At 41.1% G+C, this 19505-nt stretch carries 19 protein-coding genes; 4 read left to right on the top strand and 15 right to left on the bottom strand.

All coding sequences use genetic code 11. The features are described from left to right. Positions 1-54 precede the first annotated feature (54 nt). From IGJ28_RS13225 to IGJ28_RS13200, 6 genes are all read right to left on the bottom strand, one after another. Complete coding sequence (locus tag IGJ28_RS13225; protein WP_060813856.1) at positions 55-867, bottom strand: PTS system mannose/fructose/sorbose family transporter subunit IID; 813 nt, start codon at positions 865-867, stop codon at positions 55-57. Between the two features lie 12 nt (positions 868-879). Then, positions 880-1647, bottom strand: a complete 768-nt coding sequence (locus tag IGJ28_RS13220) for a PTS mannose/fructose/sorbose/N-acetylgalactosamine transporter subunit IIC (protein ID WP_081131920.1) — start codon at positions 1645-1647, stop codon at positions 880-882. A gap of 12 nt (positions 1648-1659) precedes the next feature. Then, a complete protein-coding gene (locus tag IGJ28_RS13215; RefSeq protein ID WP_176332902.1) occupies positions 1660-2130 on the bottom strand; it encodes a PTS sugar transporter subunit IIB in 471 nt (156 codons plus the stop codon). After that, positions 2127-2543, bottom strand: a complete 417-nt coding sequence (locus IGJ28_RS13210) for a PTS sugar transporter subunit IIA (RefSeq protein WP_103300139.1) — start codon at positions 2541-2543, stop codon at positions 2127-2129. Before IGJ28_RS13210 ends, IGJ28_RS13215 begins: the two co-directional genes overlap by 4 nt. 440 nt (positions 2544-2983) lie before the next feature. Then, on the bottom strand, positions 2984-3316 hold the full coding sequence (locus IGJ28_RS13205; protein WP_252711600.1) for a nucleotide pyrophosphohydrolase: 333 nt from the start codon (positions 3314-3316) through the stop codon (positions 2984-2986). Next, entirely contained in the window at positions 3316-4974 is a 1659-nt protein-coding gene (locus IGJ28_RS13200; protein ID WP_252711601.1) for a DUF2075 domain-containing protein, read from the bottom strand. Before IGJ28_RS13200 ends, IGJ28_RS13205 begins: the two co-directional genes overlap by 1 nt. A gap of 312 nt (positions 4975-5286) precedes the next feature. Here IGJ28_RS13200 and IGJ28_RS13195 point away from each other — a divergent pair, with 312 nt between their 5' ends. After that, on the top strand, positions 5287-5505 hold the full coding sequence (locus IGJ28_RS13195) for a garvicin Q family class II bacteriocin (protein WP_252711602.1): 219 nt from the start codon (positions 5287-5289) through the stop codon (positions 5503-5505). 13 nt (positions 5506-5518) lie between these two features. Then, positions 5519-5809 carry a bacteriocin immunity protein gene (locus IGJ28_RS13190; protein WP_252711603.1) on the top strand — a complete coding sequence of 97 codons (291 nt, stop codon included), beginning with the start codon at positions 5519-5521 and terminating at the stop codon, positions 5807-5809. A 176-nt stretch (positions 5810-5985) separates the two neighbouring features. On the opposite strand, the gene IGJ28_RS13185 is transcribed toward IGJ28_RS13190, so the two are convergent. The 6 genes from IGJ28_RS13185 to IGJ28_RS13160 all read right to left on the bottom strand — a co-directional run bounded on the left by IGJ28_RS13185 (position 5986) and on the right by IGJ28_RS13160 (position 11965). After that, positions 5986-6672: a M23 family metallopeptidase gene (locus IGJ28_RS13185; protein WP_252711604.1), complete on the bottom strand. Its 687-nt coding sequence runs from the start codon at positions 6670-6672 to the stop codon at positions 5986-5988. Between the two features lie 56 nt (positions 6673-6728). Next, positions 6729-7499 (bottom strand): MerR family transcriptional regulator, encoded by a 771-nt coding sequence (locus IGJ28_RS13180; RefSeq protein WP_252711605.1) that lies wholly within the window; start codon positions 7497-7499, stop codon positions 6729-6731. Positions 7500-7509: 10 nt separating this feature from the next. Further along, positions 7510-9495, bottom strand: coding sequence for a HelD family protein (locus IGJ28_RS13175; protein WP_195957359.1), 1986 nt, complete (start codon positions 9493-9495; stop codon positions 7510-7512). 143 nt (positions 9496-9638) lie between these two features. Then, complete coding sequence (locus IGJ28_RS13170; protein WP_138371230.1) at positions 9639-10355, bottom strand: ABC transporter permease; 717 nt, start codon at positions 10353-10355, stop codon at positions 9639-9641. 2 nt (positions 10356-10357) lie between these two features. Beyond that, entirely contained in the window at positions 10358-11080 is a 723-nt protein-coding gene (locus tag IGJ28_RS13165; RefSeq protein ID WP_195957357.1) for an ABC transporter ATP-binding protein, read from the bottom strand. A gap of 192 nt (positions 11081-11272) precedes the next feature. After that, complete coding sequence (locus IGJ28_RS13160) at positions 11273-11965, bottom strand: MurR/RpiR family transcriptional regulator (RefSeq protein WP_195957356.1); 693 nt, start codon at positions 11963-11965, stop codon at positions 11273-11275. Positions 11966-12005: 40 nt separating this feature from the next. Between IGJ28_RS13160 and IGJ28_RS13155 the strand changes: the two genes are divergently transcribed. Together IGJ28_RS13155 and IGJ28_RS13150 are read left to right on the top strand one after the other, a co-directional pair. Continuing rightward, a complete protein-coding gene (locus IGJ28_RS13155) occupies positions 12006-12623 on the top strand; it encodes a hypothetical protein (protein ID WP_003125462.1) in 618 nt (205 codons plus the stop codon). A gap of 11 nt (positions 12624-12634) precedes the next feature. After that, the gene (locus IGJ28_RS13150) at positions 12635-13936 is read left to right on the top strand and encodes a PTS sugar transporter subunit IIC (protein WP_029486393.1); all 1302 of its coding nucleotides are present in this window, start codon (positions 12635-12637) and stop codon (positions 13934-13936) included. Between the two features lie 166 nt (positions 13937-14102). Here the strand turns inward: IGJ28_RS13150 and IGJ28_RS13145 are convergent, their stop codons facing one another. From IGJ28_RS13145 to IGJ28_RS13135, 3 genes are all read right to left on the bottom strand, one after another. After that, positions 14103-14531, bottom strand: coding sequence for a VOC family protein (locus IGJ28_RS13145; protein WP_367178266.1), 429 nt, complete (start codon positions 14529-14531; stop codon positions 14103-14105). Positions 14532-14561: 30 nt separating this feature from the next. Then, positions 14562-15905: a ribosome small subunit-dependent GTPase A gene (rsgA, locus tag IGJ28_RS13140; protein WP_252711607.1), complete on the bottom strand. Its 1344-nt coding sequence runs from the start codon at positions 15903-15905 to the stop codon at positions 14562-14564. 425 nt (positions 15906-16330) lie between these two features. Continuing rightward, on the bottom strand, positions 16331-19279 hold the full coding sequence (locus IGJ28_RS13135; protein WP_438845447.1) for a MucBP domain-containing protein: 2949 nt from the start codon (positions 19277-19279) through the stop codon (positions 16331-16333). Between the last annotated feature and the right edge of the window lie 226 nt (positions 19280-19505).

Here is a 19505-nt window from a genome sequence, read left to right as displayed (position 1 = left end):
TGAATGAATTCCTCCTTTAAATTTTTAACCATAAACCATAAATGGTTGGTTCACTTATGCAAGTATTCCTAAAAGACTCATCACGATCCCACCGATCAAACAGATTGCTAACATCCACCCTGTTTTCACTTTTTTCTGCAACAGCCAATACATCAAGAACGTGATGCCTAATGGCAGAATCTGAGGCATGACATTATCTAAGACATCCTGTAACACGAATGCTTCACTCATTTGAATCGGTGTCGTGATCCCGATCATACTGGCGATCATGGAGCCAATCACCATCAATCCTACAATGGAACAAATGTACATCACTTTGTCCATTAAGCCTTCTTGATAAAGTTTGGCTAAATACTTGTTTCCCATGGTGTAGCCGATCTTGCCCCCATAATAAGTCACAAAAAAGGATGGCAAGAAGGAAACGATCATGGCTAAGATTGGGCCCAAGATACTGCCTTGCTGGGCTAGGTTGATTCCTAGACCAAATGCCAATACGCGAATGGTTCCTTGAAAGAAGGAATCACCCACCCCTGATAAAGGTCCCATCAAAGAAGTCTTCACCGCACTAATAGATTCCGGATTGAAACTAACTGGATCTTCGTAATATTGTTCTTCCATCGATGAAGCTAATCCTAGAACAAAGGCACTTGTTTGCGGCGTACAGTTGTAGTACATCATGTGTCGTTCGTAAGCCTCTTTTTTTCTTTGCTCATCTTCAGGATTCTTATAGATGGCATCCAAAATCGGTGCGATACCATACATAAAGCCCATATTCATCTGTCTTTCATAGTTCCAAGACGCTTGAATCGCCCATGAGCGCCAGAAAAACTGACGATATTTCCATGCATTTGGATCTTTCTTTTTCATGAATGAACCTCCTTATAAGTCATCTAATGGATCTGGGTCTTGCGGCTTGCCTGCTCGATTTCCTACTTGGACCATGACAAAAGCCACAATACAAGCAAAGGCCGCAACTCCAGTCACACTTAAACCAGAATAAGCCGTGATCAAGAACCCTAGAAATAGAAATGCGACCATTTTTTTCGTCAGCATCGTTTGCAGCAACAACGCAAACCCATAAGCTGGCAAGATCTTACTAGCCACCGTCAAGCCATCTGTCAGCCATTGCGGAATAGCCTCAACGACTTGTGTGACTAAGTTCGTGCCAAAATAAATGGCCATGAATATCGGAATGAAATACATCAGTGCGTATAAGCCCGTCCCATAGAAAATATGAATTCTTCGGGCTTGATTAAACTTCCCTTGCTCAATAAATTTGTCTGCCGCGTGTGTCAAATTCGATAAAATCGTTCGCATGAGAATCCCGAGCATTTGTCCTAAAACAGAGATTGGAATCGCAATCGTCAATGCAGCCTCTGCATTGGCATTTGATAAAATAGCAAAAGATGTCGCAATGATCGACGCCATATTCATGTCAGGTGGTGCTGCCGCTCCAATATTGACAAGTCCCAAAGACATCAATTCCAATGAGGCACCGACGATCAACCCTTTTTCCAAATCTCCTAACGCTAGACCAACTAATGTACTAACGATCAAAGGTCGCTCAAAGTTCAACCTTCCCAACAGCCGTGAATCCAAAATACAAAAAACACCAATTAAACCTAATACAATCGACCGAATGAGCATTTTTTTCCTCCTTTATAGCATTGTATTTAAATCCTCTTTCTTAGAGGTTGGTACCTGCTGCATATACTGCACGATCCCCAGATCTTTCATTTTGCGCGCATCTTCTGCTTCCGCCTCTGTCAAAAAAATGGCATTGCTGTATTGCTTTGAGCCGGCTTTTTTGATGATTCCGCCATAATTGATCTCTTTGACTTTAGGATATGCTTCAATAAATCGCCGCGTCTCATGGGTATTCCCAAAAATGATCATGATGTTTTCGGCGAGTTGTTCGATCTTAGGCATTTTAGCGATCAGTTGATCCGTTGCTAAAATCGTTAGCTTGATGCCCGCCGGTTTGGAAAGATTCAACGACATCTTCTTGAATTCATCATTGGCAGCTTCATCGTTTGCGACAATAATACGGTTGATATTAAAAAACTTACTCCATGAAAAAACAACCTGACCATGTAACAAGCGATGGTCGATCCGTACTAATTTGATCATAATTCATCCTCCTCTGCTGTTGCTTCGACTAGTAATTTCTTACAATTCACAATAGATCGCTGACTTTCCTGAATAATAGCTGCTAATTCTTCTTGCGAGACTCGGTTGACTTGTGTAGCAAGTGTGATCACCAGTGGAAGATTCATTCCAGTGATCAGTTCCAAATCGGGGTGCTCTTGAACGACCCCCAGCAGGTCGTTGTTGACACTCCCTCCAAGAATATCTGTAAGAATATATGTGTCTGCCAAGTCTACTTTGGCTAATATATTCTGAATTTGCTCTGTCATCGGTTGATCTTCGTCTCGAAAAGCAGATAATGCATAAATGTTCGAATGATCTCCTATAATCATTGCAGCAGTCTGTTTTAATCCTTGAGATAACTCTCCATGGCTTGCTAGAATGATTGTTGCCATATCATTAACCCTCCTGTCTGTTTACACCTTTCTATAAGCAAAAGGTGTGCCAACTTTCTAAAGCGCTGTCATAGCAAGGATCCTGCCGGCTCTCAACACTGGAAAAAAATGTGCTGAGAGAGTGTTGGGTGGGAGTGTTGGACAAAAAAGCTCTTGGAAGCATTTCCAAGAGCTTGAAGTATTGTTATTGGTTTAAAGTTTTTTAGAACCATTCACTTCCGATAATAGCCTGTTACACAGTCAAATGAAAGAGGTCTCTCTATTAAATTGGTAACGTTAGCCTTTGCCAATAACATGGATCGATCAGGAAGATTCTCCTCATGCAATTTCTTGATTAAGCGAGAGTCACAAAATCCAGAATGTTTGCTGGCATCGGTGTATTGAAAGATCAGCATCCATTATCTCCCTACTATCTGACTGCCAAGAAGCCAACATTCTACTCACAACTCCCGGTATTTCTTTTTGGAGTCCTTGCTTTGTTCCACCGGATATTTCACCGCATTTTTCTGCAATTTCTCTTTGATGATCTCATCAACATCTAGCTTTAGATTATCCGCCAGCATATAACTGTAGATCAACACGTCGGCAATTTCTTCTTTGAGATGTTCAAAATCTTTCAGCGCCTCTTCTGAAGACTTCCATTGAAAGATCTCCAGCAATTCTGCGGCTTCGATGGAAATCGAAAGAGCCAAATCTTTCTCATTATGAAATTGACGCCAATTTCGTTCATCACGGAATTTATTGATTAATTCCATGGAGGTTCCTTCATTCATCAATTTTGCTTTCCCCTTTCACGTTGCAGTTCCAATAGTTTAACCCGAAGATTTGGATTGACTGCATAGATATATAAGCCTTTAATGGCACGCTTCATCAAAATATTTACAGAGTTAAGAATAATTTTTTCTTTGGCCTTATTTGTCGACTGCAGATCCATATCGTCTCGGCCTGCAAATGCACCGGTATCTTTATATTTTTCAATATCAACCACTAATTGTCCTGTGAGTGGATCATAATCGATGGATGGACCCAGAACGACCCCTACATGATTCAAATCAAATCCTTGAACCGTATAAATCGATCCGACTTCTCTAATCGTATCTGAACGCTCTGCCCAAGTGATTTTTGAATCGCTGGTATTCCATGGTAAATTGATCCCCTCCGGATCGACAAGATACTCGGCCCCATCTTTCTTGTGAACATAGTCAAATGTAGAAAGAATCCGAGACAGACCTTCTTGTTCATCTAACTGGAAGATTTTATTTTTTAACGCCTCTTGTGTATCCATGATCTGTAAGTCAAACGTAGCAGTTGAATCTGGCAGTGCTGTGATTCGTTTTTCTACCAATTCATCGATCCAATGGATAATTTGTGGACTACTCAGCATTCTTAATTGGTTCGTTAATTTGAAACGGGTTGCCTTGTATTTTTGCTGAAACTTGTTTAATTGGTCTTCATCCCAATAACTTTTGATTTTCAGGACTTGTTTGGGATCAAAAATACAGATCGTGATTTTGGATCTCTTGATAATTTCTTCTAGTTGATTGTCAAAATGAAAACTGTTATAGCTGTCTTTTTTTGTTAGCAACAAGTGTGCTTCATCAACGATCACGATGTCTGGCTGTAATTGTTCCTTATCTACCTTATTGATAAAAGATGTCGGTTTCAACATATGATTCTTTTTTAAGTTTAGCAAACTCTCCGCCATCGCGTGGTACGTTTTTAACATTTCTGAATGATTGACCAACAGATAATTATCCGTTCCTTTTAGTACAGAGTCTGACTTTGCGTAATCTTGCAACGTATTATAAAGAGAAGCTAATACAACACTCTTACCCGTTCCAGCCTCTCCTTCAATCATGAATACTTTCTTGTTTTCTGTTTTCTGAATATTCTTTTGGCAATAATCAATAATCTCTAATTTAATTTCCAACTGCTCAGGCGTAAGTTCCTTGAAAGGTGAAAGCTTGTAGACATCCTTATTCCGAATCGTATCGATCGAATGAGAAGCCAATTGACGGCTTTGCAATTCTTTCCATAGCTCTTGAAAAATAACTTCATCATAAAATTCTTTTTCATAGTACTGATGCATCTGTACTTGTCTCGTTTGGCTAACATTTTGTAGTTGAAACTTTTCGTCACCGATAAAATGATTGATTAGATTTGTTTCAATATTATAGGTAGCAGACTGATTGAATTTTTCATGTCCAATCAACAAGACTTCTTTGACTTCTTTTCGTTGAGGATTTTTCAAATGTTGCTTCATTCGTTTGCTTGCTTGGACGGTTTGTCCGATATAGGCAACCGGTCGCTTCTTAGGGTTGCGATTATATAAAATATAAACGATTGGATACTGATCGATATAGGCAGTCGTTAAACTTGAAAGTTCTCCTTGTTCGAAATGATGGTCTTCTAAAATCAACTGGTTTGTCATTTGGCATTTTCTCCGTTTATGTACCGTTATTCGTTTTCATTTAGTATATCACTGAGTGTTTTATTCTTAAAGGTTTAGTCTACGAATCAAAAAATCAATACAACCATAATCATTTTAAGATCTTTCTCACATCCTATTTTTAGAGAAGTAGTCATTCATACCGACTGTCCTATCCATTACAAAAAATAACAGTCTGAACACCATATCTCATTCAGGAATAGTTTTAAGATCATTCAAGAATAGTTTTCATAAAAAAATCTCCTAGCGGTAAAATTTAGTTGATCTAAAAAAAAACAGAAAGCTGGTTACACGATGAGTCAGAGAAAAGAATTAACCAATTGTGAAATGCGAACAATCCAAGGGGGTGGCAGACCAATTTTCAACGGCGCAAATGGCTATTTGTCACGTGATAAATATGGGCATTACACTTATACTGTAACTAAAGGTCCTCTGGAAGCCGCTTTGGGTGTAATGGTAAATGGCTGGGCTAGTACAGCTGGAGGTGGATCATGGGCACCTAAGTATAATTAAGAAGGTGTATTTAATGAAAAAAAAGGAACAAGAAGCCAAACTTCTCGCAAAAATCAATCAACTATTGCAGCAGGATATTACCGATAAGGAGCGAGAAATCTTTGAACGCGCAAAAAAAGGACTGGAAAAAAACGACTATTTTCCTGCAGTTGTCGAAAGTCTGAAAAATACCTTGACCCCATTGGCTGTGAAAAACAGTCTTTCTAAAGATGCCGCTGAATTTTATTTAATTGTCACCAGCCATAAGTTGATGAACAAAAATTTTGGTGGCGGTATGCTTGCTGTATGGTCAAATATATTCTGATCTGTCAAGTTGGCTAAATGATAAGCAGAGAAAAAATAGTAAGACAAAAAGGGCGATTTCCGCCCTTTTTGTCTTCTATAAATTGAATGAAAGATTATCCCGCAAAGAGATTAATAGCAAACTCGTTCTTTATTTTGACCTACCACCGCTTCCACCCTATTGTCGACAGATTCCCCTCAAAACCTCACCCGATCTGTATCCGAAGGCCATTGATCATAGACCATTTCCCAACGATTCTCCTGATACAGTTCATACTTCTCGAAGACGAAGGGTAAGCCTTTGGCATAGGCAATGTCGTCGCTGTCCATGACTTGAAAGTGCAAATGAGGCGAGGTGGAGTTGCCAGAGTGACCGACGTTTCCTAGAAACTCGCCTTTTTGCAACTGTTGACCGACAGCTACAGCGATGGAATTGGTCTGCAAATGAACGAAAGCGAGATAGACTTGTGGGGCGTGTTTCACAATTAAATAGTTGCCAGCGATTTGGCTAAAATCGTCTTGATATTCATTAAAGGTGCGGGCATTTTTGATTGCGAGAGCTCCGTCGGATATCCAATGAACGGTTTGCCGTTCAGGAATACCGTCAACCACAGCAATGACTTCACCCTCGCAAGGAGCATAGATAGGTTGTCCCCAACAGTAACAGCTCGCTAATGACACACCGGATAGGAAATATTTGGCAAAAGAGGTATCATAAAACGGTTTATGGGGCTTATTCCAATTGACTTGGACAAAATCAAAGGCATACCTCATTCCCATACGATTGGTTCCATGACTGGGGACGCGTTTAACAGGGGTCGTGGGTGCTTGCCACTCTCCCCTTAAGGGAAACTCGATGCGGATGGGGCTTTTGAATGGATCCATGGTTTTTCCTCCAATTCTACAGATGGTTCCTCTCGGTGCATTTTTTTCAACAGTGTTCAATGGCTGGCGGGAGGGCTTTCTAGCGTTGTAGAGAGTTTCTGTAATTGCTTGATCTTGGCTGTTAATCCGAGGGCATTTTCTTTGGCTTTTTCCAAGGATGCGATCAAACGGTCACAGACAGAAATGATGTCTTCGTCAGGATCGGGTTGGTTTAGAACAGATTTAATGTCTGGTTCCTGCGATTGATCCAGAGAATTGAGCAGTCGCAAGATGGCTTCTAATGAATAGTTGGCAGAGCGCAGAATCCGAATGATTTTCAAGCGGTTCAAGTCGTCCATTTCATAAATACGGTACCCATTCCGACTGCGCTTTAAGGTAAGAAGTCCGTTTAATTCCCAATTTCGCAGCGCATCGGTGGTGACGCCTAAGTAGTCCGCTGCTTCTCTTCGCTTGAGGGAAAACTTCCTGTCTGCGGACTCTCCTTTCAGCAAATGTTCCACGATGTAGATGGCTTCTTCGGCTTGAGCGATTTCTTGATCGACCGCGACGATATACTGATCCAACAAAGTTTGTGCGTGATCAAAGTCGTAATTTGCTAATGCTTTGATCATCTCTCGCATCCGCTCTCGCAGCCCAGACTGAAGAACTTCAATCTGGAAAGCGATGCGCGCTGTTTTGATCAATTCTAGATGATAGTCAGTGTAGATCCGATAGCCATTCTGCTTGCGCAGCGGCGTGGGGATCAATGCCCATTCTTCATAGCGGCGAATGGTGTTTGGGTGAAAGCCAACGATTTTGGCAACTTCGGAAGTGCTATAGGTCTTCATTCTCCCCCTCCTAGCTTGTTACTAACAATGTTAGTTCATGCAACGCCCGAGAGCAACTAGTATAAAGCAGGTTGCTCTTTTTTATTAGCTGATGCGCGTGGACATCCGGCAGGATCACTTGGTCAAATTCCAATCCTTTCGCAAATTGAGGCGTGGTAAGGATTACTCCTTCTGCCATTGCTTTTGTCTCTTTTGTCAGGCAAGTCAAGGGGACCTCAACAAGATGCTGTTTGATCGCAGTCATTGCGGCTTCGGACTGACAGATAATGCCACAGGTTCGATACGATGAATTTTGAAAAGAAGCAATCTGCTGCCGAAGTTCCGTCCATTTGTCTTGGTCTTTCGTTAGGTGGATCTCTGCCACTGCTTTGCCGTGACGTTCCACCGGCTGGAGATCCTGATTGGTGGTAAAGCGTTTGGCATAGGTCATGATTTCATAGCTGGATCGGTAGCTCCTATTGAAGGTGATCACGCGGCTGTCGGGAATGATGGTTTGTATTTGGGTCAAAAAATCCGGATCCTCTCTGAGTAGATTTTGACTAACATCTCCGCAGATCGTTTTTTGACAGGGAAACAATTGATCCAGTAAATAAAATTGGAGCAGAGAATAATCTTGCATCTCATCAATGACAAGGTGCTTGATCTGGTGATTGATCGGCAGTCCTACGATCTTCCATTTAAAAAAGAGATACGGGAAGGCATCGGAATAGGCAAGCGTATTTTCTTCTTTGATCAACACTTCTTTTTGCGTGGCTAGGAATTTCTCATATTCCCTCAATGGCTGGGTGATTCCAGTTCGCTTCTTTAATTCATAGGCAATCCATGCCGCAGATTTATTTTGATCGCCTGGCAACTCTTTGGCCAAGCGTTGTGCCAATTCTTTTATTTGCTGCCAAAGAGCAGCGATTGGAAGGTTGGCGAACGCTGCTTGGATTTGCTGTTTTGTAAGACGGATGTCCGGCTCGATCACTATGTCTTCACGAAACAGCTTCTTTGGGATCGTTTCGAGGTACTCACCCATGGCCCCAAAGAAGGACGCAGATCGTTTGTGGAGATAGGACTGGGCTTTTTTCGATTGAGGCTTGCTGAGGATTGCTGCGATTTCCCCTTGGCGATCACCAATCACCAGTGATTCCCCCATCAATGGCTGCATCAACTGTGTGATATCTGATTGAAAGAGATCATCCTCGCCTAATTCAGGCAACACAGTGGAAATGTAATCAGAGAAGACCTCATTGGGAGATAAAATCAACACCTCCGATGCGGCGAGTTCTGCTCTTTTTTGATAAAGCAGGTAGGCGATCCGATGCAATGCGATGGAAGTTTTTCCAGAACCGGCAACCCCTTGAATCAGTAGATTTCTTGTTTTGGAATCTCTGATCGCTTCATTTTGCTCCTTTTGGATCGTGTGAATGATGGTTTTCATCTCTTTGGTCGTGTGCTTACTCAGTTCATTGATCAAAAAGTCGTCGTTCAAGGCGTCGTTGCTGTCTACCAAGAAACGGATTGTGCCATTCTTGATGTCAAATTGTCGCTTCAATTGCAAGCTGCCGGTAAATTTCTTTCCCATCGACTCATAATAAGCGCTCCCTAAAGGAAAATCATAATACAAAGAAGAGATCGGTGCGCGCCAATCATAGACCAGTTGCTGCCCGTAATTGTCGACAAACCCATATCTGCCAATATAAAATTTCTCGGCTTCCTCTTCCCCGTCAAATTGAAAGTCGATCCGAGAAAAATATGGTGTTTCTTGCAGATACGACAATTTTGCGATGCGATTGGTCTCAAAGGTATTCCGCTTATCGATAAATGATAAGTTCTGCTGATGATTATAGACTTCGTATTTGTCTAATTCGTTTTTATAATCCACCGTATATTTTTTGATTTCTTTGTAGGCTTGTTCATTGGTATCCACCGTTGTTTCAAGTTCTTGGATTTGCGCGGTGATCTTTTTAGTCACGTCTGTTAAGTAGCTGTTTTCATTGGTTATCGTCATCTCTTAAACCACCTTTCTTTCAGGAGTTTAGCAAGAAACTATACATTGGTGGTATAGTGTAGGGTTTGGTATCGCAAAGAAAAAGGATGCAGCGATCAAAGTCTGCATCCTTTTTCTGCTTGGTCCACTTATTTGAACTGCTTTTACTCCCAACGGAAATATCTGATCGCAACAAATAGACCGATCAATGTAATGACCACTAAAAGGGTTATTGTGAAAAAGATTCCTGTTTCTTCATGGAATGTGACTGCCTTCAGCAATTTGATTCCTTGGGTCAGTGGCATGACATCGGCAACTTTCTGTAAACCGGTTGGCAAGATCTCATAGGGAACGGTTGCTCCTGAAAGAAAAAACATCGGAAAGAAAATCGCTGAATTGATCGCACCGGTGGCTTTTTCGCTAGGAGACAAGCTGGCCACGATCAACCCGATGGCATGGATCGAAACCATCACCAACAAATAGGCAGAAATAAATTGCCCCCAATGACCGACATAGAAAAATTGGAAAAACGTGATCAAAACGCCTAATATCAACAGCATGGAAACAATACTGATCGTAAAACAAAACAACAGATGGGCGAAAAGTAACTGTGCCGGGCTGATCGGTGTTACTTGATATCGCTTTAAGATCTTGCGTTCCCGATAAGAAGACAATGCTAGCGGAAGCCCCATCACACCAGCTGAACAAATCCCGACTGTTGAGACAGCGACAAAGTTCGTATTCAAGGAGTGATTGTCCGGATCCATAAATGCCATCAGACAAATGATCCCGACTGGAACAAAAATCCCAAAGATCACTGAAGACATCTCTCTCATAGAAAGTTTTGCTTCTGATTGATACAACAACCAAAATGTTTTCATTCCTACACTTCCTCCCCAACAAGCGTCAAGAAAGCCTCTTCGAGATTCCTCTTATTCACTTTTGCTAGAATATCAGCTACCGTCCCGCTAGCAACTTCTTTGCCTTTGTTTAACACTAGAATCCGATCACACAGCGTTTCCACTTCATCCATGTAATGAGAGGTCAGAAAGATAGTGACCCCCTTGTCTTTTAAAGCGAGCAAGTATCGCCAAACCTCGCGCCGGGCCTGGGGGTCCAGTCCGGTTGTCAATTCATCCAAAAAAATGATTTGCGGATTCCCCATGATAGCCAAAAGGATACATAGCTTCTGTTTCTCGCCCCCCGATAATGTTCCGAGAAATGAATTCAATTTAGAGACAAGGCCAAATTCATGGAGCGCCTGCTTCCAGTTTAGCGGATTTTCGTACAACGAATGGGTGATCTCGCAAATCTCTCTTACCTTCAATTGATTTTGAAAGGCAGATTCTTGGAATTGGACCCCCACATACTGAAACAGTCGTTTCCGTTCAGCCTTAGGATCTCTTCCCAAAAGCGTGATCCTTGCTGAATCACATTTTTGTGTGCCCAAAATACAATCGATCGTCGTGGATTTCCCTGCCCCGTTATGTCCTAACAAACCAAAGATGGTGCCCTTTTCGACTGTGAAACTAAGATCATCAATCACTCGTTTCTTCCCAAATGTTTTGCTCAATCCATGAACCTGTATCGCTGCTTGTTTGTTCATACATTCCCTCCCATCTGATCTGGACTCAGTTTAGCCGAAAATCAAACAATGATGGGATAGTGGAGGGAATAGAAATTTTTTCTAAACAAGTTTGCAAATTCCTAAACATGTTCAGAACAAAGGGAAAACACTTACATTTCAAAAGAGATTCTTTATACTAGGTTTTGAAGAAACAGTGGCCACATCGTTCTTCTATTCAAAAATAGCCTTCAGTGCTGCACTTAGCAAAAGCTCAAATTGGTTCAGTGTTGTGCCAAAGAAAAGATTCGGTTGGTAATCGGAGATTCTTTGGGGAGTATATGTTTCTGTGCTAATGGTCAGTGTGGCTAGGCTGCCGATTTTTGAATTTTTTTGACCAACAAAAGCAATCACATCGATATGGTGGTCGTTAGCCATTTTCGCTAGCTCAGCTAACCGAACTGTATCCCCAGAATTAGAAATAATAACGAGCAGAATGTCTTGCTGCACTTGCTGTCTAAGAAATTCCAGATGGCTATTGGCAGTCGCACGGAAGCCATATAAATTGAGAGATTCCGAAAAATAATTGGCGAGATTCTGAGAGAAACCGGAGCCAAGGATCATGATGCGCTTGTCGCGATACTCAGAGAGTAACTCGATAAATGCCGCCTTTTCCTCATCGGAGAAAGTGCTTGGCATCGTAATATCCGATTGGCTGTTACCTAGTGCAAAAACCAACTCACTATAACCGGAATAGCCAATTTTCTTGGCCATATTGATGATCGTTGCTGTAGAGACATAGGATGCTTTAGCCACATCGCGAATCCCGATAGTTTTTAATGACTGCCGATTTTTTTTCATAAAACGCAAGACTTCTGCTTCTGAATCATTCAGTTGGTATTTATCTATAAGCATTTCAACATCCATAAGATCCACCTCAAATTTTATCAATTAGGAGTATTATATCATGACAGAAACGAAATTTATTCAAGATCCCTGGGCAAAAATGACGACCCGCAACGGTTTACGCGGAGATGAAGTTATCTCGGCATTGCAAAAATCGATCCGTCGAGGCAAAGAAAAAGAGGCATGTGAATTTGCCTATGAAATGTATATCACCTCACCGCAATTTGAAGAAAAACTCTGGAGAAGATTACTAGCGATCAGTGTTGAAGATGTAGGTATGGGAAATCCAATGGCTGCCATTATGATCAATAACTTAAACACGATGCGCAAGGAATTCCAATACAACGAATCCGATCGGGCAATGTATTTCTTCCATGCGATTCGTTACTTATGTCAGTCGGAAAAAGACCGCTCATCAGACTTACTCAAGAATATTGTGATCAAGAGTTTCGCGATGGGCTATGTTCCAGAAATTCCTGATATTGCCTTGGATAAACATACTGTCCGCGGGCAGGAAATGGGTCGTGGTTCCGAACACTTCTTACATGAAGCCAGCAAAGTAATCCCACAAGCAAAAGTCACTAATGACTACAAAGAACAATACGAAAAAATCATCGAGAACTATGATCCAGATCACGTTGTGCCAAGCGCGTTTTCATTCAATCCTTGGCAAGTATAGGAGGAAGTTACATGGAAAACTCTGCATTTATCATGAAGCTGAATGACGTCCTAAGCCCCATCGCAGCAAAAATCGGCAATCAGCGCCACTTAAAAGCTATATCCAGCGGTATGATGTTTGGACTACCCTTTATTGTTATCGGTTCTTTTTTTCTAATCTTTGCCAACCCACCCATCAACATGGATCAGTACCATCCTGAAACAGCCAATATCTTTATGACATTTATGGCTGGCTGGAAAGATTTCGCTGTAGCAAATTATGATCTCATCACCGCGCCTTATCAATTGACGATGGGCATCATTGGTTTCATCAGCGTCTTTGGGATTGCCTTCTCTCTTGCAAATGAATACAAAATCAACCCTTCCATGAATGGTATGGTTGCATCCGTCATTTTTCTAATGGTTTGTACACCAGTGAAAGAAGGCGCGATCAGCCTCAATTTTCTAGGAACAAACGGACTCTTCGTCGCAATCATCATCGGCTTGTTAGTGGTAGAAATCAATCGTTTGTTTGAAGTGAAACAGATCAAATTGAAACTGCCAGATACCGTTCCACCCATGGTGGCAACCTTCATCAATATGCTCGTTCCGCTGTTGACAAATATCATCATCTTCTATGGGATCAATTTGATCTTCTTAGCAGCAACAAACAAAATCTTTCCTGAAGCAGTGATGGAAGTTCTGACTCCTGCAACGAACATCGCTGGCAGTCTCGGCGGTTTCTTGTTGATCGTGACCTTAGGTAATATCTTATGGCTGTTTGGCATCAACGGCTCTTCAATCATCTTTCCCATCGTCTTTACACTGGGAATGGCTCAAACTGGCTTGAATGCCGAGCAAATGGCAAATGGCGAAACCATGACACACTTAATGAACTTACAAATGTTTCGGATTTCAGTCCTTGGCGGAGCTGGTGGTACTTTGGGATTGGTTTTATTGATGATGCGAAGCAAAGTTCCCGAATATCGCACCATCGGAAAATTGTCCTTGATTCCTGGAATATGCTCCATCAACGAACCAGTGATCTTTGGCTTGCCAATCGTTTTTAATCCCATTCTAGCAATCCCATTTTTGGTCACTCCGATCATTTCGTTATTGCTGACCTACTTTGCTCAGAGTCTTGGATGGATCGGTATTGGCTTTATCGTTGATCCTTCCTTCACACCGTTTTTTGCACAAGCTTATCTTTCAAGTATGGACTGGCGCAACATTCTCTTTTGCCTACTGTTGATCGTCATCAGTATCTTCATTTACTATCCATTCTTTAAAGTAATGGAGAACAATAAGACAAAATTAGTCGATCAAAATCTATAACCATTCTTCGTAACAAAAACTAGAACAGCTAAATGATTTTGCTTTATACTAAAAAAAAGACAAATCCTTTCCCATTCATCGAATCAACTCGATTCGAATCAGAAAAGGATTTGTCTTTTTTGGTTAAAACTCCTTCATTTAAAAAATGCGAAAAGTCCGCACAGGTTTAGGCATAATGAAAGATTTCAAAGCGGAGGCCTTCTGGCGTCTCAAAGAATAGTGCATAATAATTAGGCGCGATCCGTTCTTTGTATTCCATTGGTTTCCCATGAAGAATCTTTACTCCTAGTGCGTTGATTTTTGGATAGATCGCGTCTACAGCTTCCCTGCTTTCTGCTTTAAAAGCAATGTGTTGGAGGGAACCAGGCTTTCTAGAATCAATTGTCTCATTGATCCATTCTTGCTTTGGCGAACAGATTCCAAAATCAAAGGTATCACTCAGATACTCTACTACTTCCATGTCGGCATGTTCGAGATAGCCTGAATATTTCTTTTGAACATCAAAACCTAACAAATGGAACAATTGATCATAAAAGGGTTCCGCTTTTTTTACATCGTTGACAGTAATTTGAATGTGGTGGATTTGATACATCAGTGGCTCTCCTTTCGTTATAAACCAAAACAGTTAACAGTTCTCGATAGCAAAGGGTGGGTACTGAATCGCTCTTGTCGCCAAGTGAATGAGTTTTTCCTGATTGTCGTCAGCCGCAATTCGATTCGTCTTTAGAGTACCACAATTTCGGCAACGGTGAATGATTGCCCATTCGCCATCCTCCTTGGACCAAATACTGATAGGATCCATCTTCCCTCGGCACAAAGAAGCTCGGTCTCCGGGAAGAGTATCCGCATGAAGACTCGTTAAACAGTGGGGACAGTGGTTGCGATGCTGACTACCTGCATTTTCAGGATTTACCGGTCGACCGCATTCTTCACAGATAAAACTGTCAAAACAAGCCGTCTGTCGGTAATCGCTTTTTAGTTGACGCACCATTTTACTGATACCTTTTTCCCTGTTTATCTTTTCTTTCAAATAGGCTGTTTTATCGTCCGTATATTTTGCTTCTGCGTGTAGTTTAAGGTAGCTTTCCCATCTGTCTAAAGACAATTTCTCTGCTCGCAATGCTTCTTTGATGGCACATCCTGGCTCACTTTGATGGTGGCAATCCTTAAATTTGCATTGCCCAAAATAACTTTCTACATCAGCAAAGCTCTGTTTCAACCCATCGGTAGCATCCCAAATCCCAACTTCTCTCATTCCTGGTGTATCAATGATTTTGGCACCATTTCTTAACACTAGTAATTGTCTGTGACTCGTGGCGTGTCTGCCTCGGCCATCTTTCTCACGAATAGTTTTCGTTCTCATCACGTTTTTACCCATTAGATAATTAACCAACGTTGATTTCCCAACGCCAGATGAACCGACTAAAACAACGGTTTTATTGGGTTGGAAATATGGATCAAGTTCAGCGATTCCAGATTCAGTAAAAGTACTGATCGCATGGACATTAGTGCCAATGGCCATCTGTTTGACGGCAGCAATCTTTGTTGCATTCTCTTCTCCAAGATCACTTTTAGTCAAAATGATGATCGGAATCCCCCCAGACTGCCAGGCAAGCGTTAAGTAACGCTCTAAACGGCGAAGGTTAAAGTCTCGGTTTAATGCTTGCAGGATAAACACATAATCAAAATTTGCGGCAATGATCTGCGCCTTGTTTTCTGCTTCATTGGCACGAGCAAGAGCAGCCCTTCGAGGCAATGTTCGCAGAATCAGACTATGATCTTGCCCCCGCCAATCGACCATGACATAATCCCCCGTTACCGGATAATTCTCTTGGGTTGTGGAATAGCTGCCACGTTTTATTTGTGCAAATCCTCTTCCTCGTTCACTCATTAGTTCAAAGATATCCTTATGAACAGCTGTGATTTGGGCCTTTGTTTCAATTAAATCAGTCGTTTTTCTTGTATTCATTTGTTTTCTCTCCTACTTCAGAAAAGGAATTATTCTTCAACTAGAAGGCCCCCAATCCCTTCAGTCATTGAAATTCCTCTTCGTAATAAAGAGATACCTGTCTAAAATAATCAGCCATCTAAGGGTATAAAAAAAGACGATAGTCATCCTATCGTCTGAGATCACAATAATCCTCTTTATCGACAGATATCACTTCTACAAGCACAACAAATAAACCTCTGTTTATTTGTCTATTCAGCTTATTGATTAGATATCTGTGACACTCACCAAGCATACTCCATTCATCATATTAGATGGCATAGTTATTTTCAGGGTCAGTATAACAAATCGCTTTCTCTGAGTCAATATCGCTTCTGCTAGCTTCAACGATTGTCATTGAAAGCTAGCAAAAGTTTCTATTGAACTTCAAACAATGTGTGTATTCATCATTTTCTGCGCCATAAGACCCAGCCTACAAAGCTCGTCAAGCCCAATCCAAGAAAAAGATAGCCATTGCTTTTTTCATTTGTTTGAGGCAATGTTCTTTGGGCTGTGGATGTTGTTTTAGCTGTTCTAGCAGTTGTTACCTTTAGATTTGTTTTTATGTTATTGTTCTCAGTTTTTGTATTCGACGTTACTTGTTTCGAATTATCGATTATTTGAAAAGTATTTTTTGTGTAGACATAAGTCACTGTTTGTTCAGTTTCATTGAAAGTCCCGGTCATGTTGTCTGGCAATTGATTTGTGTCTAGTGTATAACCATCAATTGGTAACTGATAGTCTGGCGTACTAGCATCATATTTATCCCCAATATTGCCTTTGAGTGTTTGTGATTCGTGAATTTGTTTTCCTTCATTATCCACATATTTCACCGTTACATCTGCTGCTAGGAAGGGATTTTTTGTATACGTGTAAGTCACTGTTTGGGCTGTATCACTAAAAGTGCCCGTCATATTATCCGGTAATTGCGTAGTATTTAATGTATACCCATCAATTGTCAACTGATAGTCTGGCGTGCTGGCATCATACTTTTCCCCAATATTACCTGTTAGGGTTTTTGACTTGTGAATTTCTTTGCCCTCGTTATCCACATAATTAATCGTCACATCTGCTGCTGGAATAGGATCTTTGGTGTAGATGTAGGTCACGGTTTGGGCTGTATCACTGAAGGTGCCCGTCATCTTATCCGGTAACTGCGTAGTATCTAATGTATACCCATCGATTGTCAACTGATAGTCTGGCGTACTGGCATCATACTTTTCCCCAATAGTGCCTTTTAAGATTTGCGATTCGTGAAGTTGGTTTCCTTCACTATCCACATATTCAATTGTTACATCCGCTGCTGGCATCGGATCTTTGGTGTAGACGTAGGTGACAGTTTGAGCTTTATCGCTGAAAGTGCCTGTCATATTTTTTGGCAGTTGGCTTTGGTTTAATGTGTAGCCATCGATCATTAGTTGATACGTTGCAGTGCTACCATCGTATTTTTCCCCAATTTTTCCACTTATTACTTGTGATTCATGTATTTCTTTGCCTTCACTATCCACATACTTGATTGTCACATCCGCTGCCGGAACAGGATTTTTGGTGTAGACGTAAGTCACGGTTTGGGCTGTATCACTGAAAACTCCAGTTATATTATCTGGTAATTGCGTAGCATCTAATGTGTAGCCGTCAATCGTTAGCTGATACGTTGGCGTACTGGCATCGTATTTTTCCCCAATATTGCCTTTAAGTGTTTGCGATTCGTGTATTTGATTTCCTTCATTATCCACATATTCCACCATCACATCTGCGGCGGGAACGGGATCTTTGGTGTAGACGTAGGTGACAGTTTGAGCTTTATCGCTGAAAGTGCCCGTCATATTATCCGGTAACTGCGTACTATCTAATGTATACCCATCGATTGCTAGCTGATAGTCTGGCGTGTTGGCATCATATTTATCCCCAATATTGCCTTTAAGTGTTTGCGATTCGTGTATTTGATTTCCTTCATTATCCACATATTCCACCATCACATCTGCGGCGGGAACGGGATCTTTGATGTAGACGTAAGTCACTGTTTGCGCCTTATCGCTGAATTTGCCCGTCATGTTGTCTGGTAATTGCGTACTATCTAATATATACCCATCGATTGCTAGCTGATAGTCTGGCGTGTTGGCATCATATTTATCCCCAATATTGCCTTTAAGTGTTTGCGATTCGTGTATTTGATTTCCTTCATTATCCACATATTCCACCGTTACATCTGCTGCATGGATGGGATCTTTGGTATAAACGTAGGTCACGGTTTGGGCTGTATCACTGAAAGTGCCCGTCATATTATCCGGTAACTGCGTACTATCTAATGTATAGCCATCGATTGCTAGCTGATAGTCAGTTGTAGTTGTATCATACGTTTCTCCCACAGCTCCTGTTAATGATTGCTCCTGATAGATTTCATTCCCATCTGTGTCGACATACTTGACTGTCACTTCGCCTACACTTGCCGGATCAACGATTACATGGACAACATGTGTTGTATTCACACTATAGGTAGCTTGCCTTGCCATAAATATCGCCACATAACTTCCAGGCACACTTGTATCAACATTGCTGTAATAGGGATAGATTTGTGATGCAGAAATACTTTTTTCAATCGCACCTGAAAAATTCAATTTGAACGCTTCAATTCCTAGTGCTTGCGTAGTAAAATCAAATGTTCCCCCAACTGGGAGATGAATGGTATCCGGGCTATTACCAAAAGCATATTCGCCAGTGATATGCCGTTCATATAAAGATAAAGACTTCACTTCACCTGGTTGAAGTTCGATAGAATTTCCCGTGGAAGTAAAAGCATAATTTTCTTTTTGGTCAGTTGTACCAACTTGTTTCAACATATATGCTCCTGCGGGTACATTAACAGAAATATCGCCATTTATGTCAGTAACTAATAAGTATTCTGCGCCTGAATGCACAGAAGTAAAGGTAAAATAAGCACCCGAAATCCCTTGATTAACGTTGCTATCCGAAACATGGATCTTCAACTGTGCTTCCGCTACTTTAGCCGCTCGAGACTCTATTTCTGCAGAAGATTGTGAGTTTTCATCTGTTGAAACCTGCATCTCCCTCTCGTCTGTATTTTGTTCTGTCTCTTCACTTCTTTTTTGACTGTTATCTGTCTGCTCCGATACTGGACTTGAGGAAGGTAGATCATCAGTAGAACTTGTCGTTGAACTTGTGACAGCTAACATCTTTTCCTTCGTTTGACTTTCCACTGAAGTCTCTTGTGTTTCTTGTGCATCTTCTAAAACAGCCATCGTTTGAGACTCAGCATAAACTGTAAATGCAGGTATCCCTAATGCTGCACTTAAAAGGATGATTACTGACAAATAAATCTTAATTCTCTGTTTCACAAACATTCACCTTAACCTTCTTCCTTTTAAAATTAAACTCGCTTATTTCAGATGTCAAAACAGTATAATTTATCTTTTTTTAATTTACAATTATTTGATTCCATCAATCATTTGGTTTCATTCGTTTTCTGTTCGGTCATAAAAACAATTCTCTTAATCAAACATTTATTCCACAAATTACTTTCTTTGCATCCCAATCACCTCGTATGAAGTTTATGTCTAATGA

Origin of the sequence: Enterococcus sp. AZ091 (genome assembly GCF_051714805.1) — a bacterium.
Taxonomy (GTDB): Bacteria; Bacillota; Bacilli; order Lactobacillales; family Enterococcaceae; genus Enterococcus_D; species Enterococcus_D gallinarum.
Note: the sequence above shows the minus strand (reverse complement) of the source record. Positions and strands in the feature narration are given on the sequence as shown.